Consider the following 24,353-nt stretch of genomic DNA (forward strand, 5'->3'; position numbering starts at 1 on the left):
ATCCGGGCCGGGCGGGCCGTCGGATGGCGCAGGATCGGGTGGAGGGCTGCCGAGCGGGCGGCTGTCACGATCCGGGTCGGCGTTCCGTCCCACCGGGGAGCCGCGGTGTGGCGGCTGCGCGTGAGCGGGAGGAGTGGCGATGCGGGTGCTGGTGACCGGGGCGACCGGGCGGCTCGGGCGGGTGGCGGTACCGCGGCTGCGGGACGAGGGCTTCACGCTCCGGGCGATGAGTCGCCGGCCGCGTACCGGGGACGGGGTCGAGTGGGTGACCGCCGACCTGGCCACCGGCGCGGGGCTGGCGGAGGCGGTCGCCGGGGTGGACGCGGTGCTGCACCTGGCCTCGTCGCCGCAGCGGCGTACCCACGACGTCGACGTGCTCGGCACCCGCCGGCTCGCCGTGGCCGCCGGTCACGCCGGGGTGCGTCACCTGGTCTTCGTGTCGATCGTCGGCGTCGACCGGGTGCCGCTCGGCTACTACCGGCACAAGCTCGCGGCCGAGCAGGTGGTGGCCGCCGGGCCGGTGCCGTGGAGCGTGCTGCGGGCGACCCAGTTCCCGGAGTTCCTGGCCGGGCTGCTGAGCGGCGCGAGCCGCCTCGGCCCGGTGATCGGGGACCGGGCGGTGCTCGCCCAGCCGGTCGACCCCGGTGAGGTGGCGGACCGGCTCGCGGTCCTGCTGCTGGCCGGGCCGTCGAACCGGGTCGAGGACTTCGGCGGACCGGAGGTGCTGCGCTTCGACGAGGCGGCCCGGGCCTGGCTCGCGGCCCGGCGGGTACGCCGTCCGCTGCTGCCGGTCCGGATTCCCGGCCGGCTCGGGCGGGAGCTGCGCGCGGGTGGCCTCACCACGACCGCCACGCCGGCCGGTACCCGGACCTGGGCCGACTACCTCGCGGACACGTACGGGGGAACCGGCGGAAGATGAGAAACGGTCGGGTCCGCACCGTCCTACGGTGACCGCATGCTGGTCTTCGTCACCACAGTGGTCCTCTACGTCTTCGGTTTCGTCTTCCTCTACGGCGTGATCCGGGTCGGTGTCCGGCACGGCATCGAGGACGCCGAGGCGAACCGTCCCGAGGTGCTGCGTCGTCGGCAGCTCACCACGACCGAGAGCCGGGACTTCGCCCAGGAGAACGCCTTCCTCACCAATCCCAACTGAAGGGCGCGGGCGGGGTCCAGCAGCTCGATCCGCCGGGCGGGTGCGAGGATCGCGGCATGATGGGGACGCTGAAGACGGAGCCGGCCCGGGCGCGGCTCGACCTGCTCGCCCCGCCGGTCGCCGCAGTGGTGCAGGCGTGGCCGGGCGAGGCCCCGGTGGACGTGGACGACGTGCTCGTCGCCCCGATCGACGCCGAGCTGGCCGACACCGCTGCCTTCTGCGAGGCGTACCAGGTGGGGCTGGAGGAGTCGGCCAACTGCGTCGTGGTCGCCGGCAAGCGCGGCGGCGAGACCCGCTACGCGGCCTGTGTCGTGCTCGCCACCACCCGTGCCGACGTGAACGGTGTGGTCCGCAAGCTGCTCGACGTGCGCAAGGCGAGCTTCGCGCCGATGGCCGAGGCGGTCGAGTTGAGCGGCATGGAGTACGGCGGGATCACGCCGATCGGCCTGCCGGCGGACTGGCCGATCCTCGTCGACTCCCGGGTGATCGCCACGCCGCACGTGATCATCGGGTCGGGCGCACGGCACAGCAAGATCGCCCTGCCCGGGCCGGCGCTCGGCGCGCTGCCCGGGGCGAGGGTGGTGGAGGACCTGGCCAAGCCGGCCTAGGTCCTCATCCGCATCGATCTTGTTCCACGTGAAACATCAGGCCGCCGCTTCGCGCTGCGCCACCTCGCGCAGCGCGGCGAGCAGCGTCTCCGGCTCCTGGGCGCCGGTGACCGCGTACTTTCCGGCCAGCACGAACGTGGGCACGCTGGAGACGCCGAGCTGGTGGGCGGTGCTCAGGTCGGCGGCCACCTCCCGGCGGCCCAGGTTCGACTCCAGGTACTGCCGCGCCTCGGTCTCGTCCAGGCCGGCCTCACCTGCCAGCGTGACGAGCGCGTCGATCGAGCCGACGTCGACGCCGTCGTGGAAGTGCGCCCGGTAGAGCCGCTCGACCATCTCGGCGGAGCGGCCGTGCTCGGTGGCGAACCGCACCAGCCGGTGCGCGTCGAACGTGTTCGCGGCCACCGCCCGGTCGAACCGCAGGTCGAGGCCAGCGCCCGCGGCGACGCCCGTCACGTGCGCGGCCATGCCCTCGGCCTTGTCCCGCCCGCCGAACTTGTCGCCGAGCGCCTCGAGCAGCGGCTTCGGCTCGGTGACCGGCGTCGGGTCCAGCTGGAACGGCCGGAACCGGACCGTCACCTCGCCGTCGTACGACTCCAGGGCCTGTTCCAGTCGGCGCTTGCCGATCCAGCACCAGGGGCAGACCACGTCGGCGTAGATCTCGATGTCCATGACCAGCGACAACCCGCGGGTCAGGAGATCTGTTCCCGGACCTGGCGCTTGAGCCGGGCCAGGATGGCGGTGCCGCCGCGTACCCGCAGCGGGCTGATCGCCTGGGCCAGGCCCATCCGCTGGTAGAGGTCGTCCGGTACGGCCAGCACCTCCTCGGCGCTCGCCCCGGCCAGCCCTTCGGCGAGGATGCCGGCGAACGCCCGGGTGGTGGGAGCCTCCGGCGGGCAGTCGAAGACAGTGCTCACGGTCTTGTCCGCGTTCACCTCGGCGCGCAGGAAGAACGCCGTCTGGCACTCGGGGACCTGCTCCAGCTCCTCCCGGTTCACACCCTCCGGGAGGGGCGGGATCACGTCGGCGAACTCCAGCAGCATCTCCAGGACGACGTCGCGGGGTGCGGCGGCGAACTCGTCGACGATCTCGGCCAGCTTGGTCGGCATCTCGGGCATGGGTCGAGGCTATCCGCCGCCGCGCGTCGCCACCCGACGTGCCGGGCGGGGGCCCCGCCGCACGTGCGGGGCCCGCGCTCACACGTTCGGCGCGGCCTCGCTGATGTCGCTGAGCGCCGACTGGGGGTCGAGCTGCATGGCGAGGTCGCCGAGGGAGACGATGCCGACGAGCTTGCGATCGCTGTCGCACACGAGCACCCGGCGGATGTTGCGCTCGCGCATCAGCGCCGCCGCCTCGTTCGCCGTGCAGTGCTGCTCGATCATCACCACCTCGCGGGTGATGATCGAGCCGATCGTGGTGGTGCCGGGGTCGGCGCGCTCGGCCACCGCCCGGACCACGATGTCGCGGTCGGTCAGCATGCCGGCGAGCGTGGCGCCGTCGGTCACCACCACGTCGCCGATGTCCGACTCCTTCATCACCCGGGCCGCCTCGTCCAACGGGGTCTCCGCCGAGAGGTAGACCACCTGCCTGGTCATCACGTCACTGACGCGGAACATGAGAGCCTCCGAAAGCTTTGGTCGATCCGTCTGCGGTACCCGGTGGCGCGCTCGCTACACCCCGTCGCGGCGCGTCGCGCCCACCTCGTCGCGCAGGCGCTCCACGATGGCCTCCACCGGCAACTCGGTGCGCTCGCCGGTGGCCCGGTCGCGCAGCTCCACGTACCCCTCGGCCAGGCGGCGGCCGACCACGACGGCGCGCGGGATGCCGATCAGCTCGGCGTCGGTGAACTTCACCCCGGCTGACACGTGCGTGCGGTCGTCGACCAGCACCCGCAGGCCGGCCGCGGCGAGGCGCCCGCCGAGGTCGAGCGCCGCGTCGAGCTGCGGCCCTTTCCCGGCGGCGATCAGGTGTACGTCGCACGGCGCGACAGCGGCCGGCCAGATCAGCCCTCGGTCGTCGTGGTGCTGTTCGGCCACGGCGGCGACCGCCCGGGACACGCCGATGCCGTAGCAGCCCATCGTGGGCCGGACCGGCTTGCCCTGGGGGCCGAGCACGTCGACCGCGAACGCGTCGGTGTACCGGCGTCCGAGCTGGAAGATGTGCCCGATCTCGATGCCCCGCCGGATGGTCAGCTCACCGTCGGCGCAGGCCGGGCAGGGGTCGCCGGGCCGTACCTCGGCGGCCTCGATCGTGCCGTCCGGTACGAAGTCGCGCCCGCACACCACGTCGGTGGCGTGCCGCCCCGGCTCGTTCGCGCCGGTCAGCCACGCGGTGCCGGGCACCACGCGGGGGTCGACCAGGTAGCGGATGCCGTGCTTGGCCAGGATCTGCGGTCCGATGTAGCCGCGGACCAGCTCCGGGTGGGCGTCCCAGTCCTCGAAGACCGCCACTGTGGCCGGGGCGAGCACCGCCTCGACCCGCTTGAGGTCCACCTCGCGGTCACCGGGCAGGCCGATCACCAGCGGTTCGGCCCGCTCGACGCCGGGCCGGCGGACGGTGAGGACCACGTTCTTCAAGGTGTCGGCGGCGGTCCAGCCGATGCGCCCGCCCAGCTTCCGGGCCTCGGCCAGCTCGACCAGGGCCGCGATGCTCGGCGTCTCCGGGGTGTCGTGCACCTCGCTGGACGGGTGTGCGTCGGGGTCACCGGCGGCCGGGGCGCGGGTCACCACCGCCTCGGTGTTCGCCGCGTAGTCGCAGGTGGTGCAGCCGACGAACGTGTCCTCGCCGACGGGCGCGGCGGCCAGGAACTCCTCCGACGCGGACCCACCCATCGCGCCGGACATCGCGTGGACAGTGGTGAAGTCCAGCCCGAGCCGGGTGAAGACGCGCTCGTAGGCGGCCCGATGGCGGTCGTACGCCTGCTGGAGCCCGGCCTCGTCCAGGTCGAACGAGTAGGCGTCCTTCATCAGGAACTCGCGCCCGCGCAGCAGACCGGCCCGGGGCCGGGCCTCGTCGCGGAACTTGGTCTGGATCTGGAACAGCGTCACCGGGAAGTCCCGGTACGACGTGAACAGGTCCTTCACCAGGAGCGCGGCCAGTTCCTCGTGGGTCGGTGCGAGCAGGTGCTCGGCGCCCTTCCGGTCGGCGAGCGTGAAGATGTCGTCCCCGTACTCGGTCCACCGCCCGCTGGTCCGGTACGGCTCGGCCGGGAGCAGCGCCGGGAAGTGCACCTCCTGGTCGCCGATCGCGGTCATCTCGTCCCGCACGATCGCGGTGATCCGGTCCAGCACGAGCTTGCCCAGCGGCAGCCAGGTGTAGCCGCCCGGCGCGGCCCGGCGGACGTAACCGGCGCGCAGCAGCAGCCGGTGGCTCGGCACCTCCGCGTCGGCCGGGTCCTCGCGCAGGGTCCGGAGCCTGCGTTTCGACCTGTCCGACCTGGCCGAGGAGGTCACCCCGGTCGACCTGCGGGACCGGGCGCTGCGTACCTCGCGGCGGCTCGGCATCCAGCGGGCCGTCGCCACCTCCGCCGCCGCGCTCGTGGTGCTGGCCGCCGCGACCGGAACGGCACTGGCGATCCGGCCGAACAGCCAGGCGCCCGCGCCGGCCGGGCCGTCGGTCACAGTCACCACCCCGCCGGTCGAGCCGTCCCGTACGCCCTCCACCGAACCGTCCCGCACGTCGTCCGCCGACGCGAGCACCGCCACGGGCCAGGCGCAGTCGTCGCTGGCCGGTACCCGCTACTACCTGCAGCAGACGTCCACCCGGTCGCGGATCCACGAGGTCCGCGGCACGCAGGACCGGGTGGTTCACGAGGTCGTCCACGAAGCCGCCTCTCGCTGCGAGGCCAACACCGTCAGCATCTCGCCGGACGGCAAGCGGGTGGTGTGGGTGCAGGACAGCACCGACAACGCGAACGGGGTGCTGCTGATCGCCACCGTCGGAGAGAAGGGGGCGACGACCCTCGCGGAGGGAATCAGTTGCCTCGGTGCCCGGCCGCTGCGGTGGAAGGGCGACGACCTGTTGATGGTGCAGCGGAAGAACCGCCAGTCCGTGCTCTACGACGTGGCGGCCAACAAGCAGGTCGTCGGCGACCCGGGACAGGAGACCAAACGCTGCTGGTCCGCCGACGGCGCCTGGCTGGCCGCCGAGTCGGACGGCAAGCCCTACGTCTCGGACACCACCGACCTGCGGCAGTACACCTACACCCCACCCGAGCAGGAGGCCACGAAGTGGGGCGGCTGGGAGGCCCGCAGCGTGTCCACCGACGGCCGTTACGTGGCTGTGGGCTGGATCGGCACCGACCCGTCCCGCCGGGACGGCAGCTTCGCGGTGGTCGACACCGAGACCAGCAAGGTGGTCGACCTGCCCGGCACGGGCGAGGTGCGCAGCATCCTGTTCAGCGCCGACGGCACGGTGCTGCTGCGGCGCGGTACCGGCATCACGGTCCTCGACCGTGAGTTCAAGCCACTCGGCACGGTGACCGAGCCGGCACCGACCCGGAACCGGGCACTGCTGGCGTACGTGCCCTGAGCCGCCTCAGACAACCCCTACAGGCCCCTGGCGCTTCGTGCGCCGGGGGCCTGTCCGCGTCCGCCGACCCGGGCCGAAGTTCTTTCGATCAGGCGGCAACCATGCAGATCGAAACCGACGTCTGGGAGTGCATCAGAGACGCGCACCAACCAACCCCCGAGGATCGAATCGTGAACGTCATCGTCACCAGCGCCCGCGGACTACGTGCCGTCGCCGCCCTCGCCGCCGCCGCGTTCGTCGCCGTGGGCGTGAGCGCCTGCGGCGACGGCGGGTCCACGCCGTCCGCCCCCGCAGCCGGGCAGTCGTCCGCCGCCGCACCGTCGTCCGCCGCCCCGAGCCCGTCGGACGCCTCCTCCGCCGCACTGCCCGGCACCCGGTACTACCTGTCGTTCGGCGAACAGGCCGCGGAGGTGCACGTCGTCAAGGGCGGTACCGACCGGGTGAGCGCCAGCGTCCCGTACGGCGGCGGCGACTGCGTCCGGAACACCATCACGATCTCGCCGTACGGCGAGCGGCTGGCCTGGGTGGAGGGAGCGGCCGGAGCGGAGGCCGGCAAGCTCGTGACCACCCGGATCGACGGCAGCGACCGGGCCACCATCGCGGCGGAGCCGCCCTTCTCCGGCAAGGCGCCCTGCGACGGCGGCGACCCGCTCGTGTGGAACACCAACGACCGGGTGCTGGTGCAGCAGGACGGCCACATGGCGCTCATCGACCTGAGCAGCCGCAAGCCCGCCGACGGCGACGCCGGCAACGAGACTCTGAAGTGGTGGACGCCGGACGGCCGCAACTGGGCCGCCGTCTCCGAGGGCCGGCCGTACGCGACGACCGACCCGAAGATGACGTTCTACCGCTACACGCCGCCGGCGGCCCAGGCGGCCCGCTACGACGGCTGGCGGGTGCGCAGCGTCTCGGCGGACGGCCGGTACGTGGCCGTCGGCTGGATCAACAAGGACGAGACCCGCAACGACGGGAGCTTCGCGGTGGTCGACACCAGGACCAGCAAGGTGGTCGACCTGCCCGGCACGGGCGAGGTACGGAGCATCCTGTTCAGCACCGACGGCACGGTGCTGGTCCGGCGCGACAACGGCATCAGCGTTCTGGACAAGCGTTTCCAGCCGGTCGGGACCGTGACCGAGCCGGCGGGGCTGAGCGGGGCGCCGCTGCTGGCTTACGTGCCTGCCTGACGAAAGGCGACGCGGGGCGGGTCACCGACGGGTGGCCCGCCCCGCGTCGTTCTCAGCGCAGGACGGTGATCGCCGCGTCCGCCGTGACGTGCTTCCACGGCACCAGCACCACAGTGCCGTCGCGCTCCAGCACCTTCGCGTCGCTGCCCTCGGTGCCGGCCGACAGCGGCGCCTCGGCCAGCACGCTCACCGTGCCGGTGGCCGGGTCGATGCGGACCAGCCGCGGGGCGAGATCCCGCCGGTCGCCCACCTCCCACGCCAGCACGCCCTGCTCGTCGAGGCGGATGAGTTCCACCTCGCCGTCGGTGTGCCCGGCCGACACCCAGCGCCGCTTGCCGGTGGCCAGGTCGATCGCCACCACCTGGTTGGCCTGGCGCATCTTGCCGCCGACGTTCGTCGCCTCGGTGGGCAGGTAGAGCGTGTCCGCGTCGGCCAGGTACGGCCGGATCTCCGGCCCGCTGACCGTGTTGGAGCGGTTGATCGGAAGGTCGCTGAACCGCGTACCGTCGACGGGGTTGCCGAACGTGGCCCGCGTCTTGCCGGCGGCGTCGCGCGCGACGAACGTCTCGCCGACCAGGCCGGGCAGGCTGACCAGCGGGTCGACGCTCAGCACCCCGGCGCTCTGCTGCGCGGCGGGCAGTTTCTGCTGCCAGCGCGGCTTGCCGGTGGCCGGGTCCAGGCCGAGCAGCGCGCCCTGGTCGCCGTCACAGCGCGCGGTGACCACCGCCTGGTCCCCGGCGGCCTGCGCCTGGGTCAGACGGCAGTCGCGACCGGGCAGCAGCCGGTCGGCGTCGGTCTGCCACAGCCGCTTGCCGTCGGCCAGGGAGTAGCCGAGAACGCTCTCGCCGCTGCGCACGACCACCTGCCCGGCGGCCACGGACAGGTCCGGGGCGACCATCTCGGACCGGCCCGTCCGGCGTTCGACAGGGAACGTCGCCCGCCACGTCTGCGTGCCGCCGGCCGCGTCGAAACCGACGATCGTGTCGCAGGAGTCGGCGGAACCGAGCGCCACCACACCCCGCCCCTCGGCGAGCGTCTGCGCGGCCGCGCACAGCGAGGACGCCTGCGGCGCGGGCACCCCCCACGCCTGTGCGCCGTCGCCGAGCCGGTAGGCGATGATCCCGTCCGGCTGGGCCCGGACCACGGCGTCACCGACCAGCCAGGCGCCGAACATGTCCTGCCCGTCGTACGTCTTCAGCCCGTTGCGCTGCCGCTCCGGGAAGTCCAGCACCCACGCGGTGCGCAGCTTCTTCCCGTCGTCGTCACCGCCGCCGACCAGCCGGGACACGCCGTAGGCGGTGCCGGCCGCGACCGCGAGCACCGCCACCAGGCCGCCGGCGACGAGCAGCGCCACGCGCCCGCGCCGCTTCGGCGCCGCCGGCGGCGCACCGGCCGGACCCGGCCGGCCCACCGGCGGGTACGCGGGCGGCGGGTACTGCTGGTGCTGATAGGTCATCGGTCGTCTCCCGTTTCCGTCAGCCGTCCAGTTCGCGGACGTAGTCGGCCCAGCCGGCCCGGAACTCGTCGAGCGACACGCCGAGCACGTCCCGGGCGGCGCGGTCGGTCGGGGTGCCGGCGTAGACCGCCTCGACGAAGCGGAACAGCTTCGGCTCGCCGTGCTTCTCGGCGAGGTGGTTCATCGCGGTGTGCCCGAGCCAGTAGTGGAAGGTCAGCATCCCGGGGTTGTCCCAGTCGCTGTTGCCGGGCAGCGCGCCGTTCCAGCCGTTGCGGACCAACTGCCGGGACGGCGCGGTGCGGTCGCTGGCGGCCAGCGGGCGGCCGTGGAAGGCGATGTACTCGGCGAAGCCCTCCACCACCCACTCGTCGAGCTTGCTGAACTCGTCCACGGCGGCCAGGTCGGTGCGGAGTGTCATCAGGGAGTGCGCGATCTCGTGCCGCAACACCATGTGGGCGTCGTTGTCGCCGCCGGAGCGGGTGAAGTAACGATCGCTGGTGTCCACCACGATTCGGGTGCCGCCGATCGTGTCCTTGCCGTCCTTGCGCTCGGCCGCGACCATGCCCACCGAGTAGCCCGCCTCGGTGGCCTTCTCGGTGCCGATCCGGTAGAGCGAGGTCATCTCGTCCTTGCCGTCGGCGAGCGTGACGACGAACTTGTCCGACACCGGCTCGGGCGGCGCGTTGGCCCGCCACACGGCCAGGTTGTTCGTCACCGCCTTGTCGACGGCCGGGGCGTACCGCCTCGCCACGCCGGCCCGGGCCGCGTCGGTGATGATCAGGGCGAACGGGGTCCGCTCGACATGGATCTCCTGCCACTTGTCCCACGGCCCGGGGTAGTAGACGGTCTTCGAGTCGCCGTTGCCGCCGGCCGGCGCGCCGGTCACCGCAGTGACCTGGATGGGCGCGTCCTTGCCGGCGCGGACGATCGTCCAGCGGTACCACTCGGCGACCGGTGCCGGGTCGAAGCCGTCCAGCTGGTGCACGAAGGAGACGTCGAGCTGGAACGTGACGCCCTGCCCGAAGGCGTCGCTCACGCGGCCCTGCTTCTCGATCATCTCGTAGCGGGCCACCGACAGCGGCAGCTTCGCCAGGTTGCGGAACAGCTGGGCCTGCCCGGTGACCAGCTCTTTGCGGGCCGGGTCGAACGCGGCCAGGTAGCCGTCCAGGTCCTTCGCCGCCAGCGCCGTGCTGTGCCGGTCGAGCAGGGCGGTCAGCTCGGCGTCGGTGACGGTGACGCCGTTCGCGCCGGCTGCCGCCTTCGGCGCCGGGCCGTCCTCGTCGTCGCCGCGCATGCTCAGCCCGACGCCGACCGCCGTGCCGGCGCAGACCGCCAGCGCGAGCGCGCCCGCCGCGAGCCCGATCCAGAGCCCACGGCGGGACTTCGGCGCCGGGGGCGGCGGCCCCCACGGAGCCGGCTGCGCGGGCGGCGGTGCCGCGCCGTACCGGGGGTCGGCATTGCCGGGCGGTGGCCAGCCCGCCGCCGGTGGGTGCCCCTGCGTCATGTGGTTCCTCGCTCGTGCCGGGTGCGGGACCGGCCGGACGGTTTCGCGCAGCCGGATGACGGCAGACATCATCCCCGGTCCGGGCGGCGGATTCTGCCCCGCCGGACGTGTCGGACGGATTTGTCCCGTCGGGTGCCTCCCGTCAACAGGACGTCGAGACATCCGCCACGTCCGGGGCTCAGGGCCAGCGGGACCGGTCCGCGCGGTGACAGACTGTGCGACGCACTTCTGCCGGGACGTCTGAGGGAGGCGCCGTGCGCTGGCGCAGCTACGTGGCGGTGGGCGACAGCTTCACCGAGGGCATGGACGACGCATATCCGGACGGCAGCTATCGGGGCTGGGCCGATCTGGTCGCCACCCGCCTCGCCGCCGAGGCCGGTCCCGACTTCGGGTACGCCAACCTGGCCATCCGGGGCCGGCTGTTCCCCAACGTGGTGGCCGAGCAGGTGCCGTCCGCGCTGGCCATGAAGCCCGACCTGATCAGCTTCGCGGCCGGCGGCAACGACGTGCTGCGCCGCAGCTTCGATCCGGGCGCGTTCGTCCCCCGCTTCGACTCGGTGGTGCAGCGGCTGCGGTCCGGCGGCAGCGACGTGGTGCTGTTCCGGTTCGCCGACGTGATGTCCCGGCTGCCCGGCCAGCGGATGATGGCCCCGCGCGTGGCGCTGCTCAACCGGGTGGTCGGCGAGGTGGCCGAGCGGCACGGCGCGATCCTGGTCGACCTGTACTCCGACGACACCTACCTCAACCCGCTGCTCTGGAGCACCGACCGGATTCACCTCTCCGCGGAGGGCCACCGCCGGGTAGCCGCGCAGGTGCTCACCGCGCTCGGCGTCGGCTGCGACGAGGAGTGGCTGCTGGTGCCGCCGCACCCGGCGCCCAGCCCGTGGCTCGCCGCGCGCGCCGCCGACCTGCGCTGGGCCGGCAAGCACCTGGCGCCGTGGATCAAGCGCCGGCTGACCGGGCGGTCCTCCGGCGACTTCGTCACCGCGAAGCGGCCGGTGCTCGGGCCGGTCGAAGCCGACTGAGCGTGCGTACGGTCCACGCCGCCGACCTGCTGCGGCTGACACCTGACGACCCGCCCCGCGCCGGGCTGGCCGTGGTGGTCGCCGGTGACCGGGTCGAGGCGATCGTGCCGGCGGCCGAGCTGTCCGGCGCGTACCCCGGGGTGCGGGTGCGGCGGTGGGCCGGCACGCTCGGGCCGGCACTCGTGCACGACGGTCCGCTGCCCCCGGCGCCCACGCCCCGCGAGCGGGTGCACGCGCTGTTCCGGCTCGGCGTCGCCGCGGTGGTCGACCGGCACGTCACCGATCCGGCGTTGCGATCCGCCGCGGCGCGCAACGACGTGTCGGTGCTGCCCGTGGCCCGGCCGCCCGCGCTGGTGACCGGCGGGCGGGCCGACCTCGCCGTGTTCGGCCCGGACGGCTCCTGCCTGGCCACCGTGGTCGCCGGCCGGCTGGTGCACCGCCGCGCCTGACCGGCACCGTACTCCGCTGATCCGGCGTACCTTGGGGATCATGCCTGTGCCGAGCGATCCGCATCCCCACCTCCAGTCGTACGCCGACCCGCAGCGCCTGGTCACCACCGAGTGGCTGGCCGAGCACCTGGGCGACGAAGGGCTCGTGGTGGTCGAGTCCGACGAGGACGTGCTCCTCTACGACACCGGCCACATCCCCGGCGCCGTCAAGGTCGACTGGCACACCGAACTCAACGACCAGGTCACCCGCGACTACCTGGACGCCGCGAGCTTCGCCGAGCTGTGCGCGGCCAAGGGCATCGGGCGGGACGACACAGTCGTCTTCTACGGCGACAACTTCAACTGGTGGGCCGCGTACGCCCTCTGGGTCTTCACCCTCTTCGGCCACGCGGACGTGCGGCTGCTCGACGGCGGCCGGCAGAAGTGGATCGCCGAGGGCCGGGAGCTGACCCGCGACAAGGTGAGCCGGCCCCGCGCCTCGTACCCGGTGCCGGAGCGCAACGACGCGCCGATCCGCGCGTACCGGGAACAGGTCATGGCGCACGTGGCGGCCGGCCGGCCGCTCGTGGACGTGCGGTCGCCCGGCGAGTACACCGGCGAGATGCTGCACATGCCGGACTACCCGCAGGAGGGCGCGCTGCGCGGCGGGCACATCCCGGGCGCGGTGAGCAAGCCGTGGAAGTCCGCCGCGAACGACGACGGCACGTTCAAGTCCGCCGACGAGCTGCGCGCCATCTACGCCGACCAGCTCGGGCTGAGCCCGTCCGACGACGTGGTGGCGTACTGCCGGATCGGCGAGCGGTCCAGCCACACCTGGTTCGTGCTGCACCACCTGCTCGGGTTCCCGCAGGTGCGCAACTACGACGGCTCGTGGACCGAGTGGGGCAACCTGGTCCGGGCCCCCGTCGTGAAGGGCGACCAGCCCGGCGGCCTGACCCGCTGAGCGTCCCGGCCGGTCCCGCCGTCGCCGCGCGGTGGCACCGGCCGGTTCCGGCTCGTTCCGGCCGCGTTCCGAGTCGGTCAGCGGGCGGCGATCGACAGCCGGCCGGGGACGTTGCTCGCCACCCAGTCGACAGCGCCGGTCTCCGGCCGCCACCGTGCCAGCCCGGCGTCGTAGCGGAGCAGCAATGCGCCGTCGGCGGTCCAGCCGTACACCTCGCAGCACCCCTTCGCCCGGTCCTCGCGGCCCAGGTCGAGCAGGCGGGTCACCGCCCCGGTCCGGGCGTCGAGCACCGCCACGCCCTCGGCGCCGATCATCATGCCGGGGGCGCCCGCGGTGGTGGTCCACCCGGCCTGGCCGATCCGGTCGCCGCGCTGCCAGCCTCGCCCGTACACCTCGTTCACCTGATAACCGGGGGGAAGCTCATCGGTGGTCACCGGCCGCCGCTCCGGCGCGCCACCGGAGGCGGGGAACCGGCGTACGGCCAGGCCGCCGTCCCCGGACCAGCCGCCGACAGTGAACAGGTCGCCGGGCCGGCCCGGCTCGGGCACGACGAGCGTCCAGGGGTCGACCGGGAGTTTCCGTGCCGACCCGGTGCGCCGGTCCAGTTCGTACGCGGTGTCGTTGTCTCCGACCACCAGCCGGTCCCCGGCCCAGACCACGTGCTCCAGGTAGCCGGTGAGCGGGTAGCGGCGGACCGCGCCGTCGGTCAGGCCGACCACGACGACCTCTCCGGTCTGGGCGAACGCGGCGGTACGGCCGTCCGGCGACAGGCTGCCCGGCTTGAGCGGAGCGGCCTCGTTGCCCCCGGCGTCGCGGGTGGGCGCGAGCGTCACCACGTCGAGTTCCCGGACCGTGCCGTCGTCACCCAGCACCCGGACCGGGCCGGCCTCGCCGGTCTCCGGGTCGATCGGCTGATAGAGCGCCAGCGCCCGGCGCACCGGGCGGCCGGAGAGGCTGTCGGCGACCGGGTCGCCGAGCCGGCCCAGCGGGTCGCCCGCCTGTCCGAGCCGGTCCGGGGGCCGCTGCACCACTGGTGCGCTCGGCGCCGAGGTCACGGTCGGGCGGGCCGGTGTGGCGGGGGGCGGGCCGGAGCGGTGCAGCAGCGCCGTCGTACCGCCGCCGAGCAGGACCACGGCGACGGCCGCGGCACCGGCGGCCCGGCGGGCGCGGCGGACCCGCCCGGCCCGCACCCATCCCGTCTCGGCCGGCCGGGTCGGCCGGATCTCCTCGGCGGCCCGGGTCAGCAGCCGGGTCAGCTCGGGTTCGTTCACGGGTTCGCCTCCATCCCGGTCACCAGGTCGTCCCCGGACGTGCCGGGGGCGGGTACGACGTGGCGCAGCCGGCGCAGCGCGTCGTGGCACTGGCTCTTGACGGTGCCGACGGTGACGCCGAGCGCCTCGGCGGTGGCGACCTCGGTCAGGTCCTCGAAGTAGCGCAGCACCACGACGGCCCGCTGGCGCGGTGGCAGCCGGTCCAGCGCGGCGCGCACGGTGAGCCGCAGCGCGGCGTCGGCGTCAGCGCCCGGCCGGTCCGGCGGGTACGCGCTGAGCCACTCCCGTCGCCGGCGCCGCCACCAGGAGACGGCGTCGCGATAGAGGATGGCGCGCACGTACGCGGCCGGGTCGCCGTCGCGCACCGACGACCAGCGCAGCGCCAGCTTGAGCAGCGCGTCCTGGAGCAGGTCCTCGGCCTGGTGGCGGTTCCCGCAGATCAGGTACGCGGCGCGCAGCAGCCGGTGCTGGTGCGCCTCGACGAAGGCGAGGTAGTCCGCCCGCCCGTCGTCCGCGTTCCGCCCCATCCGGCTGCTCCCTCCGTCACCCGCCAGACGCGTGGGACGGGGGCAAAGGTTGGGTCAGGTAGCGCTGAATCGTCGGGCCGACCCAGGCGGTCAGTTCCTCGGGGTCGAGGTCCACCACCGGCGGCAACCGGACGACGTAGCGGGTGAGTGCGAGACCGAGGATCTGGCTGGCCACCAGGCCGGCCCGCCGGGCGGCGGTCGCCGGCTCGGCGACGGAACGGGCCACCGCGGCGGCGAGCTGGTCGGCGAAGACGCCGCGCATCCGTTCGGCCGCGCCGGGGTTGGTGGCGGCGGCCCGGAGCAGGGCGACGAGTGTCCCGTCCGCCTCCCAGCGGCGCACGAAGTGCCGGGTCAGTGTCTCGCCGAGCCGGTCCGGCGGCACCTCGGCCAGGTCGGGCAGGCGCAGGTCGAACTCGGCCGCCGCGGCGAAGAGTCCCTCCTTGCTGCCGTAGTAGCGCATCACCATCGAGGGGTCGATGCGGGCGTCGGCGGCGATGGCCCGGATGGTGGCCCGGTCGTAGCCGTCGGTGGCGAAGCGTTCCCGGGCGGCGCGCAGGATGGCCGCCCGGGTGGCGTCCGAGCGGCGGGCGCGGGTGGCGGGTTCGGTCACGTCCACGACTGTAGGCCAACACGTGTTGACATCGCCTCTACAGTGGAGTCAACAAGTGTTGGCAAACGGTTGTTGACCCGAGCCCGGAGGTGGAGCGATGCTGCCCGAACGCACTGACGTCCTCGTGGTGGGAGCCGGGCCGACCGGCCTGGCCGTGGCGCTGACGCTGGCCGGGCACGGCGTGACCGCGACGGTCGTCGACCGGCTCGCCGAGCCGCCGGTCACGTCGCGCGCCGCAGTCGTGCACGCCGGCACCCTCGAAGTGCTGGACCGGATCGGGATCGCCGCGCCGCTCGCCGCCCGAGGGCTGCGCTCGGCCCGGTTCAGCGTCCGCGACCGGGACCGGGTACTGCTCACCGTCCCCTTCGACCGGTTGCCGTCGCGCTACCCGTACGCGCTGCTGATCTCGCAGGCCGAGACCGAGGCGGTGCTCACCGACCGGCTCACCGCGCTCGGCGGGCGCGTGCTGCGGCCGTACGAGATGACCGGGCTGGACCTCGACGGCGACGGCGCCGTCGCGTGCTTCGACGGCGGCCGCGCGGTCCGGGCACGCTGGATCGTCGGCGCGGACGGGATGCGCAGCCGGGTCCGCGAACTCGCCGGCATCGGCTTCGGTGGCCCGGCCGACCCCGGGGAGTCGTTCCTGCTCGCCGACGTACACGTGGACAGCGCGCTCCCGCGCGACCAGGTGAGCCTCTTCCTGTCCCGGCAGGGCCCGCTGGTCTGGGCGCCGCTGCCCGACGGCACGGTCCGGCTGGTCGCCACGGTGGGCGACGCGCCGCGCGACCCGCAGGCGCACCACTTCCAGGCGCTGCTCGACGAGCGCGGTCCGGCGCGCCGGCCGGACCGGATCACCGGCATGGCGTGGTCGTCCCGGTTCCGGATCCACCACCGGATCGCGAGCACGTACCGCTCCGGCCCGGTGCTGCTCGCCGGGGACGCGGCGCACGTGCACAGCCCGGCCGGCGGGCAGGGGATGAACCTCGGCCTGCGGGACGCGGTCGCCCTCGGCGACGCGCTCGCCGCCGGCCCGCAGGCCCTCGACGGGTACGCCGCCGACCGCCGCCCCCTCGCCGAGGAGGTGCTCGGTTTCGCCGCCGGCCTGACCCGCCTGGCCGCCGCACCACCGCCCCTCCGCCCGCTACGCAACCTGCTGCTCCGAGCGGTCTCCGCGCTGCCGCCGGCCCGCCGGCGCATCGCCACTCGCCTAGCGGGCTTCGAACCCGCGAGCTCCCGCCCTCGTCCTCGACCTCGCTGATCTTGCAGTGGTGGCCCCTTCGCCGTCCCTTGTGTACGGTCTTGCCCGGGCGGAGAGTGCAAGATCGCGGGGAGTGGGGGCGAGGGTGAAACGGGACGGACACTGTCGGCGCTGACCGGTACGGTGAGCGCCGAAAATCCGAACCGGGAGCGCGATTGGACCGCACCTTCCAGGTGGACCTCCGTGGCGTGGTCGACCTGCTCAGTCATCACCTCTACGGCAGCCCGCGGGTGTACGTGCGCGAGCTGCTCCAGAACGCCGTCGACGCGATCACCGCACGGCGGTCCGCCGAGCCGAAGGCCCCGGCGCGGGTCCGCATCGAGCCGCCGGAGCTGACCGGCGACGGAACGCTGCGCGTACACGACACCGGCATCGGCCTGACCGAGGCACAGGTGCACGAGCTGCTCGCCACCATCGGCCGCAGCTCCAAGCGCGACGAGCTGGGCTTCTCCCGGCACGAGTTCCTCGGCCAGTTCGGCATCGGCCTGCTCTCCTGTTTCCTGGTGGCGGACGAGATCCGGGTGGTCACCCGGCACGCCGACGAGCCCACAGTGCTCTGGACGGGCTGGTCCGACGGGCGGTACGCGGTGCGGCTCGCCGAGCCGGAGCAGGCCCGGGACGAGCCCGGCACCACAGTCACGCTGGTGCCCCGGCGCGACGCCGACCAGTGGCTCGGCGTACCCACGGTCACCGAGCTGGCCCGCCTCTACGGCGGCCTGCTGCCGGTCGACGTCCGGGTCGGTGACACGCCGACCACCTCCGGCCCGCCGCCGTGGCCGACCACGCCCGGTGCGCCCGTGGACCGGGCCGCGCTTCAGCGGTACGCGCAGGAGCTGCTCGGGTTCGTCCCGTTCGACGTGGTGCCGCTGTCGGTGCCCGAGGCCGGCCTGACCGGCGTGGCGTTCATCCTGCCCGCCGCGGTGAACCCGGCCGCCCGGGCCGGGCACCGCGTCTACCTCAAGCGGATGCTGCTCAGCGAGCACGCCGACGGGCTGCTGCCCGAATGGGCCTTCTTCGCCCACTGCGTGGTCGACGCCAGCGAGCTGCGCCCCACCGCCAGCCGCGAGGCGCTCTACGAGGACGTGCTGCTCACCTCCGTCCGGGAGTCGCTCGGCGACCAGATCCGTGGCTGGCTGGTGCGGCTCGCCAAGCACGACCCGCGCCGGCTCGGGGAGTTCCTCCAGGTGCACCACCTCGGGGTCAAGGCGCTCGCGATGCACGACGACGAGATGCTGCGGCTGGTCGACCAGTGGTGGCCGATGGACACCAACGTCGGCACGCTCACGCTCGCCGAGTTCCGGCAGCGGCACGGCGTGCTCCGGTACGCCGCCAGCCTGGACGAGTTCCGCCAGCTCGCCGCCGTGGCCGCCGCGCAGGACCTGGCAGTGGTCAACGGCGGCTACACGTACGACACCGAGCTGATCGAGCGGCTGCCCACGGTGGACCGCTCGGTGCTGATCGAGCGGCTGGAGCCGAGCGACCTCACCACCCGGTTCGAGATCCTCGACCCGGCGACCGAGCTGGCCCTGCGGCCGTTCCTCACCGCCGCGCAGCGGGCCCTGGAACGGCTCGGCTGCGAGGTCGTGATCCGGGCGTACGACCCGGTCTCGCTGCCGGCGCTCTACCTGGTGTCCCGGTCGGCCGCGTTCCACGACCAGCTCGCCGCCAGCCGGGACAAGGCCGACGAGCTGTGGGGCGGCGTGCTCGACGCGCTCGCCGCCTCCGCCCCGCCGGACCGCCCGCAACTGGTGCTCAACCACCGCAACCCGCTGGTCCGACGGGTCACCACGCTCGCCGACCCGGAGCTGGTCGGGCTGGCCGTCGAGGCGCTCTACGGGCAGGCCCTGCTGCTCGGGCACCACCCGATCCGGGCGGCCGACGCCGCACTGCTGAACAGTTCCTTCCTCGGCCTGCTCGGCCGGGCCGTACCGGGAGAGATCCGTGACTGACGACGACCTCTGGCGGATGCACCACGAGATCGAATCCATGCCGTACGGCCCGGGGCAGATCGCCGCGCTGGAACAGTTGCTGCGCCGCGCCGACGCGGGCGACGACCGGCACCTCGCCTTCGCCGCCCGGGTCACCGGCACCACCGCGTACGTCTACGGCGGCGAACCGGCGAAGTCCTTCGTCACGTTCTCCTGGTGCCTGGCCGAGTACGACAAGGACCCGCAGCCCTACCACCAGCGCTACACGCACCAGCTGCTCTGGTTCTTCAAGTACATGGTCAACGCCATGGTGAAGTTCCCGGAGCTTCCGCTGGACCGGACGTACGCGGTGCTCGACGACATGGAACGGCGCTACCGCGACTCGGGGCACTCGCTCCAGGCGGTCCACAAGCACCGCTACCTGGTGGCCGCGCACCTGGGCGACGACGAGGCGGCGGAGCAGTGGTACCGCAAGTGGATGACCACGCCCCGCGACGCGCTGTCCGACTGCGCCGGCTGCGACCCGACCACGCAGGTCGCGCACCTGGTGCGGCACGGCCGGCACGAGGAGGCGGTGGCGCTGGCCGAGCCGGTGCTCGCCGGGCGGCTGACCTGTAGCGAGCAGCCGCAGGGGATCCTCACCGCGCTGCTCACCCCCTACCGGGAGACCGGCCGGGGCGACGCCGCGCGGGACGCGCACCGGGAGGCGTACCGGCGGGTGCGTGGCAACCTGGCCGACCTGTGGGACATCGCCGACCACGTCGAGTTCTGCACCGCGACCGGCAACGAGGCTCGCGCGCTGGAGCTGGTCGAGCGGCACCTGGACTGGCTGGACCGGGCACCCACCCCGGCTGCCGCGATGCACTTCGCGGCTGCCGCCTCGGCGGCGTTGCGTCACGTGCCGGCGGAGCTGACGGTGCACCGCCGCGCCTCCGGCGAGCGGCCGGCCGCGGACGTGCCGGCGGTGGCGCTCGCCGACGAGCTGGCCGGTACGGCGACCGCGCTGGCCGAGCGCTTCGACGCCCGCAACGGCACCACGCACCAGTCCGGCTTGATCGCCCGCAAGCTGGCGGCCGGACCGGTCGGCGAGCACCTGCCGCTCTCCGCGAGCCTGCGCCGCCCGGCGGTGCCCGCGTCGCGTACCGGCTCGAACACTCCGGTGGCCTCCGCGCCGCCGGTCACCGTGCCGGCCGACGCCGGTGCCGACGAGTTGCTCGCGCTGGCCGAGGAGTTCTGGCGCACCAACCGCCGGGACGGCCTGGTCGCCGCGTTGCGCGCGTACGACGAGCGGTTCGGCGACGCCGACGTGCCCGCGACCACCCGGGCGTGGCGGCTGGAGCTGCGGGCCGGTGAGCTGTCCCAGGACGACGACAGCGTGCCGATGGCGATCGACGTCAACCGGGAGGCGCTGGCCGCGTGGCGGGAGGTGCCGGACCCGCTGCGCGCCCAGGTGGTGGCCGGGCGGCTCGGTGTGCTGCTCAGCATGGTCGAGGAGAGCGCGGACGAAGGGCTGGCCCTGGCCCGGGAGTCGGCCGACTACCTGACCGAGCACGGCGGGCCGCGTGACCGGGCCGCCGGCTGGGACCGCCTCGCCCTGGCCCACGTGCACCGCGAGCAGTGGGCGGAGGCGCTCGACGCGCTCGACCGGGCCGCCGCGGAGGCGGACGCGGATCCGTGGCTCGCCGGGCGGGTCGCGCTGCACCGTACGCACGTGCTGGAGCAACTGGAACGGGCCGAGGAGTTCCGGGACGCGGCGGTCCGGTCCCGCTGGCTGGCGGGCGAGCTGGGCGACGCCGAGATGCTCACCGGCGCCTGCATGGCGTACGCCCGCGCCACCGACGACCCGGCCGATGCGGTGGCCGCCTGTGAGGAGGCGCTGTCCGTCGCACCGGCCGGCGCCCACCTGCCGCTGCGGGTGACCCGGGGCCGGGCGCTGATGGCCGCCGACCGGGCCGGCGAGGCGGTGGAGGATCTCGCCGAGGCGGTCACCCTCTGCGTCGAGCAGGGGCTGGAGGGCGACGCGCTGCTGCGCTGGGAGCTGGCCGAGGCGTACCGGGTGGCCGGGCGGCTGGCCGAGGCCGCCGAGGTGGCCGAGGAGGCGGTGCTCGGGCTCGACCGGGCCGGCGCGCAGGCCGAGGCCGACCGGTGCCGGCACATGCTGTCGGGCATCTACGCGGGTCTCGGCGAGACGGATCTGGCGCTCACGGTGCTCGACACGCTGGCCGAGAACCTGGACGGGCCCGACAATCTTCCCCACCGGGCGCAGGTGCTGGAGGAGTCCGGTGGCCTGCTCTACGACGCCGACCGGGACGCCCTGGCCGCGCAGCGGTTCGCGGCGGCGGCGACCGCCTGGCGGCTCGCCGGCTACCAGGTGGACGAGCTGCGGGCCCGGCGGCGGGAACTGCTCGCCCTGCACTGGTCCGGTGACCTGCCGGCCGCGGTGGCCGCGATCGAGCGGGTGGACGAGGCGGCGGCCGCGCTCCCGGTCGGGCCCGACGAGCCGCCGGTGGTCACGTACGAGCAGGCGATGGCCGCCGACGCGGTGGCCCGGGTGCTGATCGGCGAGGACCGGCTCACCGCCGCGCTGGACCGGGTGGACGGCGTGCCGGAGCGCCTGCGGTCGATCGAGGCGTTCGGCGAGGCGGCGCAGGTCGAGGTGCTGACCGGCGAGCTGCTGCTGCGCGACGGGCGGCCGGAGCAGGCCGAGGGGTTGCTGCGCCCGGTCCTCGGCGGGCTGCCCACCGGTTCCCGCCCGGCCACGCAGGCCGCCTGGCTGCTGGCCCGCGCGCTCGACGAGCAGGGCCGGGAGGCCGATGCGGCGAAGGTCCGCGCCGAGCACGGCATCGAGGAGGACTGACGCGACGGGCTGGGGCAACTGTTGGGTAACCGCGGGCTGCCCCAGCTCGAACGCGAGGTCTAGGCTGGTCCGGTGGCGGTGGAACAGCAGGCACGGGGGGCGGCGGGTACGGCCCGGCGCAGGTCCCGGCGGGACGAGATCCTGGAGATCGCGGTCGGCCTCTTCGCGGCGCGCGGCTACCACGGTGTGTCGATGGACGACATCGGCGCGGCGGCCGGGGTCACCGGTCCGGCGCTCTACCACCACTTCGCCGGCAAGGAGGCGATGCTCGTCGCCGCGCTGATCCCGGTGAGTGAGGGGTTGCTCGCGGGCGGGCGGGAACGCGCCGCCGGTCACCCGGGCGACCCGCGTGCGGCGCTGGAGTCGCTGATCGACTTCCACGTCGACTTCGCGCTGGCCAACCCGGCGGTGATCGCGTTGCACCTGCACGAGCTGGACCGCCTCCCGGACGAGCCGCGCCGCCGGATCCGCCGGCTCCAGCGGATGTACGTCGAGGAGTGGGTGACGGTGCTGACCGCGCTGCATCCCGGCCTGCCCGACGGCGAGGCCCGGGTGCTCGCCCACGCGGCGTTCGGCCTGATGAACTCGACCCCGTTCCTTGGCGGCGAGGTGGATCGCCGGCGCCGGGCCGAACTTCTGCGCGCCGCCACCCTGGCGGCCCTGCTCGCGCCCACCGACCCGACCTGACACGCCGCGCGTACCTTAACGCGTGTTAAGAAGAGACCCCGGCTTTGCGTCGAGAAGGGGTCACGTCCGTGCAGAAGATGATCGAATCGTTGTTGGTCGCGAATCGGGGGGAGATCGCGCGGCGGATCATCCGTACCGGCAAGCGGCTCGGGATCCGGACGATCGCGGTGCACTCGGAGGCCGACGGCGCGCTGCCGTTCGTGACCGAGGCCGACGAGGCGGTCTGCGTCGGCCCGGCGAACCCGGCGCAGAGCTACCGGAACGTGGAGGCGATCCTCGACGCCGCCCGTAGCACCGGCGCGCAGGCGATCCACCCCGGCTACGGCTTCCTGTCCGAGAACGCGGACTTCGCCCGTACCGTCGAAGGGGCCGGCCTGATCTGGGTCGGGCCCGGCGCCGACGCGATCACCGCGATGGGCGACAAGATCAATGCCCGGAACCTGATGGCGGCGGCCGGCGTGCCGGTCGCCCCCGGCACGACCGAGCCGGCGACCGACCTGGACGCGGCGGTCGCGGCCGCCGCGGAGATCGGCTACCCGGTGATGGTCAAGGCCGCCGCGGGCGGCGGCGGCATGGGCATGGGCGTGGCAGCGGACGAGGCGGCGCTGCGCACCGAGTACGACAAGGTCCGCGCGTTCGCCGAGCGGATGTTCGGCGACGGTTCGGTGCTGATCGAGCGGTACTTCCCCCGGGTGCGCCACGTCGAGGTGCAGATCCTCGGCCTGGCCGACGGCCGGGTGGTCGCGCTCGGCGAGCGGGAGTGCTCGGTGCAGCGGCGCAACCAGAAGCTGGTCGAGGAGTCCCCGTCCCCGGCGGTCTCGCCCGAGCTGCGCGAGCGGTTCCTGGCCGCGGCGGTACGCGCGGGCGAGGCGGTGGGCTACCGCAACGCCGGCACCGTGGAATGTTTGCTCGACCCCTCCACGCAGGAGTTCTTCTTCCTGGAGATGAACACGCGGCTGCAGGTCGAGCACCCGGTCACCGAGTACGTCTACGGCGTCGACCTGGTCGAGGAGCAGTTGCGGGTGGCGGCCGGCCTGGCGCCGACGTTCGACCCGGACGCGCTGACGCCGCACGGTCACGCCATCGAGCTGCGGATCAACGCCGAGGACCCGAAGCGCTTCCTTCCCGGTCCGGGCGCGATCTCCACCTGGAACGAGCCGTCCGGCACGGGCGTACGCGTCGACTCCGGCTACGTCGCCGGCAACACCGTCACGCCGTTCTACGACAGCCTGATGGCCAAGCTGATCCTCACCGGGGACACCCGCGAGGAGGCGGTCCAGCGGGCGCGGGCGGCGGTCGCCCAGTTCGAGATCGTCGGCCCGAAGTGCAACCTGCCGTTCTTCGCCGAGCTGCTGGAGAACGAGGAGTTCCTCTCCGGCGACTACGACACCGGCATCGTCTCCCGGATGCGCTGACGCCACCCGGTGTCATGCTCGACTCAAGTGAGGTGAACCTGATGGCGCAACTTCCGGAATCCGTGAGCATCCGTGAGGTCGGTCCCCGCGACGGCCTCCAGAACGAGGAGCCCATCCCCACCGACGCCAAGGTGCGGCTGCTCGACGCGCTGTCCCGCACCGGGGTACGCCGCGTCGAGGCCGTCTCCTTCGTCCACCCGAAGGCGATCCCGCAGATGGCCGACGCCGACGAGGTGTGGCAGCGGGCGGAGAAGGTCGACGGGGTGCGCTACTCGGCCCTGGTGCCGAACACCCGTGGCGCCCAGCGGGCGCTCGCGGCCGGCTTCACCGAGATCGAGGTGGTGGTCTCGGCCAGCGACACGCACAACCGCCGCAACGTCAACCGCTCCACCGACGAGTCGCTCGACGACATCGCCGAGCTGATCGACCTGCTGCACGGCGCGGGCGCCACCGCCGAGGTGATCGTGGCGACCAGTTTCGGCTGCCCCTACGAGGGCGACGTGGACCCCCGACGGGTCGCCGCGATCGTCGACCGCGTCGCCCGCGACGGCGCGGACCGCGTCGCCTTCGGCGACACCACGGGCATGGGTACGCCCCGGCGCGTCCGCGAACTGGTCACGGCGGTACGGGACCGCAACGCCCATCTGCCGGTGCTGCTGCACTTCCACAACACCCGGGGGACCGCCCTGGCGAACATGCTCACCGCGATGGAACTGGGCGTCACCGAGTTCGACGCCAGCGTCGGCGGTCTCGGCGGCTGCCCGTACGCCCCGGGTGCCAGCGGCAACCTGGCCACCGAGGAGGCGGTGCACATGCTGCACGACATGGGCGTCAACACCGGCATCGACCTGGACGCCCTGATCGAGGCCGCCGAACTGGCCGAATCCCTGGTGGGCAAGAAGCTGCCCTCCGGAGTCCTCCGCGCCGGCCCTCGAACGCGCCTGACCCCCC

23 protein-coding genes are annotated in these 24,353 nt (G+C 73.9%); 14 read left to right on the forward strand and 9 right to left on the reverse strand.

Features of this window, described 5'->3' with window-relative positions:
- Positions 1-139: 139 nt before the first annotated feature.
- From F8279_RS20855 to F8279_RS20865, 3 genes are read left to right on the forward strand one after another with little or no spacing between them, the layout of a single operon-like run.
- A complete protein-coding gene (locus F8279_RS20855; protein WP_151500817.1) occupies positions 140-919 on the forward strand; it encodes an SDR family oxidoreductase in 780 nt (259 codons plus the stop codon).
- 36 nt (positions 920-955) lie between these two features.
- The gene (locus F8279_RS20860) at positions 956-1,153 is read left to right on the forward strand and encodes a hypothetical protein (protein ID WP_091413595.1); all 198 of its coding nucleotides are present in this window, start codon (positions 956-958) and stop codon (positions 1,151-1,153) included.
- Between the two features lie 59 nt (positions 1,154-1,212).
- Positions 1,213-1,761 (forward strand): YbaK/EbsC family protein, encoded by a 549-nt coding sequence (locus F8279_RS20865; RefSeq protein WP_151500824.1) that lies wholly within the window; start codon positions 1,213-1,215, stop codon positions 1,759-1,761.
- Positions 1,762-1,797: 36 nt separating this feature from the next.
- On the opposite strand, the gene F8279_RS20870 is transcribed toward F8279_RS20865, so the two are convergent.
- The 4 genes from F8279_RS20870 to F8279_RS20885 all read right to left on the reverse strand — a co-directional run bounded on the left by F8279_RS20870 (position 1,798) and on the right by F8279_RS20885 (position 5,462).
- Complete coding sequence (locus F8279_RS20870; RefSeq protein WP_128137990.1) at positions 1,798-2,430, reverse strand: DsbA family protein; 633 nt, start codon at positions 2,428-2,430, stop codon at positions 1,798-1,800.
- Between the two features lie 20 nt (positions 2,431-2,450).
- Positions 2,451-2,876: a SufE family protein gene (locus F8279_RS20875; protein WP_013283255.1), complete on the reverse strand. Its 426-nt coding sequence runs from the start codon at positions 2,874-2,876 to the stop codon at positions 2,451-2,453.
- A gap of 78 nt (positions 2,877-2,954) precedes the next feature.
- A complete protein-coding gene (locus F8279_RS20880; protein ID WP_091413599.1) occupies positions 2,955-3,374 on the reverse strand; it encodes a CBS domain-containing protein in 420 nt (139 codons plus the stop codon).
- Positions 3,375-3,428: 54 nt separating this feature from the next.
- On the reverse strand, positions 3,429-5,462 hold the full coding sequence (locus tag F8279_RS20885; RefSeq protein WP_225853348.1) for a proline--tRNA ligase: 2,034 nt from the start codon (positions 5,460-5,462) through the stop codon (positions 3,429-3,431).
- A gap of 97 nt (positions 5,463-5,559) precedes the next feature.
- On the opposite strand from F8279_RS20885, the gene F8279_RS20890 reads away from it, so the two are divergent.
- Both F8279_RS20890 and F8279_RS20895 read left to right on the forward strand, forming a co-directional pair.
- Entirely contained in the window at positions 5,560-6,288 is a 729-nt protein-coding gene (locus F8279_RS20890) for a hypothetical protein (protein WP_225853349.1), read from the forward strand.
- A gap of 170 nt (positions 6,289-6,458) precedes the next feature.
- Positions 6,459-7,472 (forward strand): hypothetical protein, encoded by a 1,014-nt coding sequence (locus F8279_RS20895; RefSeq protein WP_225853350.1) that lies wholly within the window; start codon positions 6,459-6,461, stop codon positions 7,470-7,472.
- A 52-nt stretch (positions 7,473-7,524) separates the two neighbouring features.
- Here the strand turns inward: F8279_RS20895 and F8279_RS20900 are convergent, their stop codons facing one another.
- Both F8279_RS20900 and F8279_RS20905 read right to left on the reverse strand, forming a co-directional pair.
- A complete protein-coding gene (locus tag F8279_RS20900; protein WP_091413623.1) occupies positions 7,525-8,928 on the reverse strand; it encodes a PQQ-like beta-propeller repeat protein in 1,404 nt (467 codons plus the stop codon).
- A gap of 19 nt (positions 8,929-8,947) precedes the next feature.
- The gene (locus F8279_RS20905; RefSeq protein WP_091413626.1) at positions 8,948-10,432 is read right to left on the reverse strand and encodes a hypothetical protein; all 1,485 of its coding nucleotides are present in this window, start codon (positions 10,430-10,432) and stop codon (positions 8,948-8,950) included.
- A 254-nt stretch (positions 10,433-10,686) separates the two neighbouring features.
- Between F8279_RS20905 and F8279_RS20910 the strand changes: the two genes are divergently transcribed.
- Genes F8279_RS20910 through F8279_RS20920 form a run of 3 tightly spaced genes read left to right on the forward strand, consistent with a single transcriptional unit; the run spans position 10,687 to position 12,849 of the window.
- Positions 10,687-11,457, forward strand: coding sequence for an SGNH/GDSL hydrolase family protein (locus F8279_RS20910; protein ID WP_091413629.1), 771 nt, complete (start codon positions 10,687-10,689; stop codon positions 11,455-11,457).
- A gap of 2 nt (positions 11,458-11,459) precedes the next feature.
- Complete coding sequence (locus F8279_RS20915; RefSeq protein WP_091413631.1) at positions 11,460-11,906, forward strand: hypothetical protein; 447 nt, start codon at positions 11,460-11,462, stop codon at positions 11,904-11,906.
- A gap of 40 nt (positions 11,907-11,946) precedes the next feature.
- Positions 11,947-12,849, forward strand: coding sequence for a sulfurtransferase (locus tag F8279_RS20920; protein ID WP_091413633.1), 903 nt, complete (start codon positions 11,947-11,949; stop codon positions 12,847-12,849).
- Between the two features lie 77 nt (positions 12,850-12,926).
- Here the strand turns inward: F8279_RS20920 and F8279_RS20925 are convergent, their stop codons facing one another.
- The 3 genes from F8279_RS20925 to F8279_RS20935 are packed head-to-tail and all read right to left on the reverse strand — an operon-like array spanning position 12,927 to position 15,263.
- Positions 12,927-14,120 (reverse strand): hypothetical protein, encoded by a 1,194-nt coding sequence (locus tag F8279_RS20925; RefSeq protein ID WP_151500819.1) that lies wholly within the window; start codon positions 14,118-14,120, stop codon positions 12,927-12,929.
- Positions 14,117-14,647: a SigE family RNA polymerase sigma factor gene (locus F8279_RS20930; RefSeq protein ID WP_091413638.1), complete on the reverse strand. Its 531-nt coding sequence runs from the start codon at positions 14,645-14,647 to the stop codon at positions 14,117-14,119. The genes F8279_RS20925 and F8279_RS20930 overlap by 4 nt, the downstream gene beginning before the upstream one ends.
- Positions 14,648-14,663: 16 nt before the next feature.
- Positions 14,664-15,263: a TetR family transcriptional regulator gene (locus F8279_RS20935; RefSeq protein WP_091413640.1), complete on the reverse strand. Its 600-nt coding sequence runs from the start codon at positions 15,261-15,263 to the stop codon at positions 14,664-14,666.
- 91 nt (positions 15,264-15,354) lie between these two features.
- On the opposite strand from F8279_RS20935, the gene F8279_RS20940 reads away from it, so the two are divergent.
- The 6 genes from F8279_RS20940 to F8279_RS20965 form a co-directional block, all read left to right on the forward strand.
- Positions 15,355-16,515 (forward strand): FAD-dependent monooxygenase, encoded by a 1,161-nt coding sequence (locus tag F8279_RS20940; RefSeq protein ID WP_091413643.1) that lies wholly within the window; start codon positions 15,355-15,357, stop codon positions 16,513-16,515.
- Between the two features lie 155 nt (positions 16,516-16,670).
- Positions 16,671-18,464: an HSP90 family protein gene (locus tag F8279_RS20945; protein WP_151500820.1), complete on the forward strand. Its 1,794-nt coding sequence runs from the start codon at positions 16,671-16,673 to the stop codon at positions 18,462-18,464.
- Positions 18,457-21,300, forward strand: a complete 2,844-nt coding sequence (locus F8279_RS20950) for a hypothetical protein (RefSeq protein ID WP_151500821.1) — start codon at positions 18,457-18,459, stop codon at positions 21,298-21,300. The genes F8279_RS20945 and F8279_RS20950 overlap by 8 nt, the downstream gene beginning before the upstream one ends.
- A 72-nt stretch (positions 21,301-21,372) precedes the next feature.
- Entirely contained in the window at positions 21,373-21,987 is a 615-nt protein-coding gene (locus F8279_RS20955; RefSeq protein WP_151500822.1) for a TetR/AcrR family transcriptional regulator, read from the forward strand.
- Positions 21,988-22,064: 77 nt separating this feature from the next.
- Positions 22,065-23,402, forward strand: coding sequence for an acetyl/propionyl/methylcrotonyl-CoA carboxylase subunit alpha (locus tag F8279_RS20960; protein ID WP_151500826.1), 1,338 nt, complete (start codon positions 22,065-22,067; stop codon positions 23,400-23,402).
- Positions 23,403-23,443: 41 nt separating this feature from the next.
- The coding region (locus F8279_RS20965; protein ID WP_151500823.1) for a hydroxymethylglutaryl-CoA lyase at positions 23,444-24,353 on the forward strand (910 nt) is incomplete at its 3' end.

It is taken from the genome of Micromonospora sp. AMSO1212t (assembly GCF_008868145.1).
Lineage (GTDB): Bacteria > Actinomycetota > Actinomycetes > Mycobacteriales > Micromonosporaceae > Micromonospora > Micromonospora tulbaghiae.

What these genes read in the sequence shown, in the direction of transcription:
- F8279_RS20930 (WP_091413638.1), bottom strand. Translation starts at nt 14,647, where the DNA reads ATGGGGCGGAACGCGGACGACGGGCGGGCGGACTACCTCGCCTTCGTC.
- F8279_RS20860 (WP_091413595.1), top strand. Translation starts at nt 956, where the DNA reads ATGCTGGTCTTCGTCACCACAGTGGTCCTCTACGTCTTCGGTTTCGTC.
- F8279_RS20960 (WP_151500826.1), top strand. Translation starts at nt 22,065, where the DNA reads ATGATCGAATCGTTGTTGGTCGCGAATCGGGGGGAGATCGCGCGGCGG.
- F8279_RS20940 (WP_091413643.1), top strand. Translation starts at nt 15,355, where the DNA reads ATGCTGCCCGAACGCACTGACGTCCTCGTGGTGGGAGCCGGGCCGACC.
- F8279_RS20900 (WP_091413623.1), bottom strand. Translation starts at nt 8,928, where the DNA reads ATGACCTATCAGCACCAGCAGTACCCGCCGCCCGCGTACCCGCCGGTG.
- F8279_RS20865 (WP_151500824.1), top strand. Translation starts at nt 1,213, where the DNA reads ATGGGGACGCTGAAGACGGAGCCGGCCCGGGCGCGGCTCGACCTGCTC.
- F8279_RS20920 (WP_091413633.1), top strand. Translation starts at nt 11,947, where the DNA reads ATGCCTGTGCCGAGCGATCCGCATCCCCACCTCCAGTCGTACGCCGAC.
- F8279_RS20875 (WP_013283255.1), bottom strand. Translation starts at nt 2,876, where the DNA reads ATGCCCGAGATGCCGACCAAGCTGGCCGAGATCGTCGACGAGTTCGCC.
- F8279_RS20880 (WP_091413599.1), bottom strand. Translation starts at nt 3,374, where the DNA reads ATGTTCCGCGTCAGTGACGTGATGACCAGGCAGGTGGTCTACCTCTCG.
- F8279_RS20905 (WP_091413626.1), bottom strand. Translation starts at nt 10,432, where the DNA reads ATGACGCAGGGGCACCCACCGGCGGCGGGCTGGCCACCGCCCGGCAAT.
- F8279_RS20855 (WP_151500817.1), top strand. Translation starts at nt 140, where the DNA reads ATGCGGGTGCTGGTGACCGGGGCGACCGGGCGGCTCGGGCGGGTGGCG.
- F8279_RS20870 (WP_128137990.1), bottom strand. Translation starts at nt 2,430, where the DNA reads ATGGACATCGAGATCTACGCCGACGTGGTCTGCCCCTGGTGCTGGATC.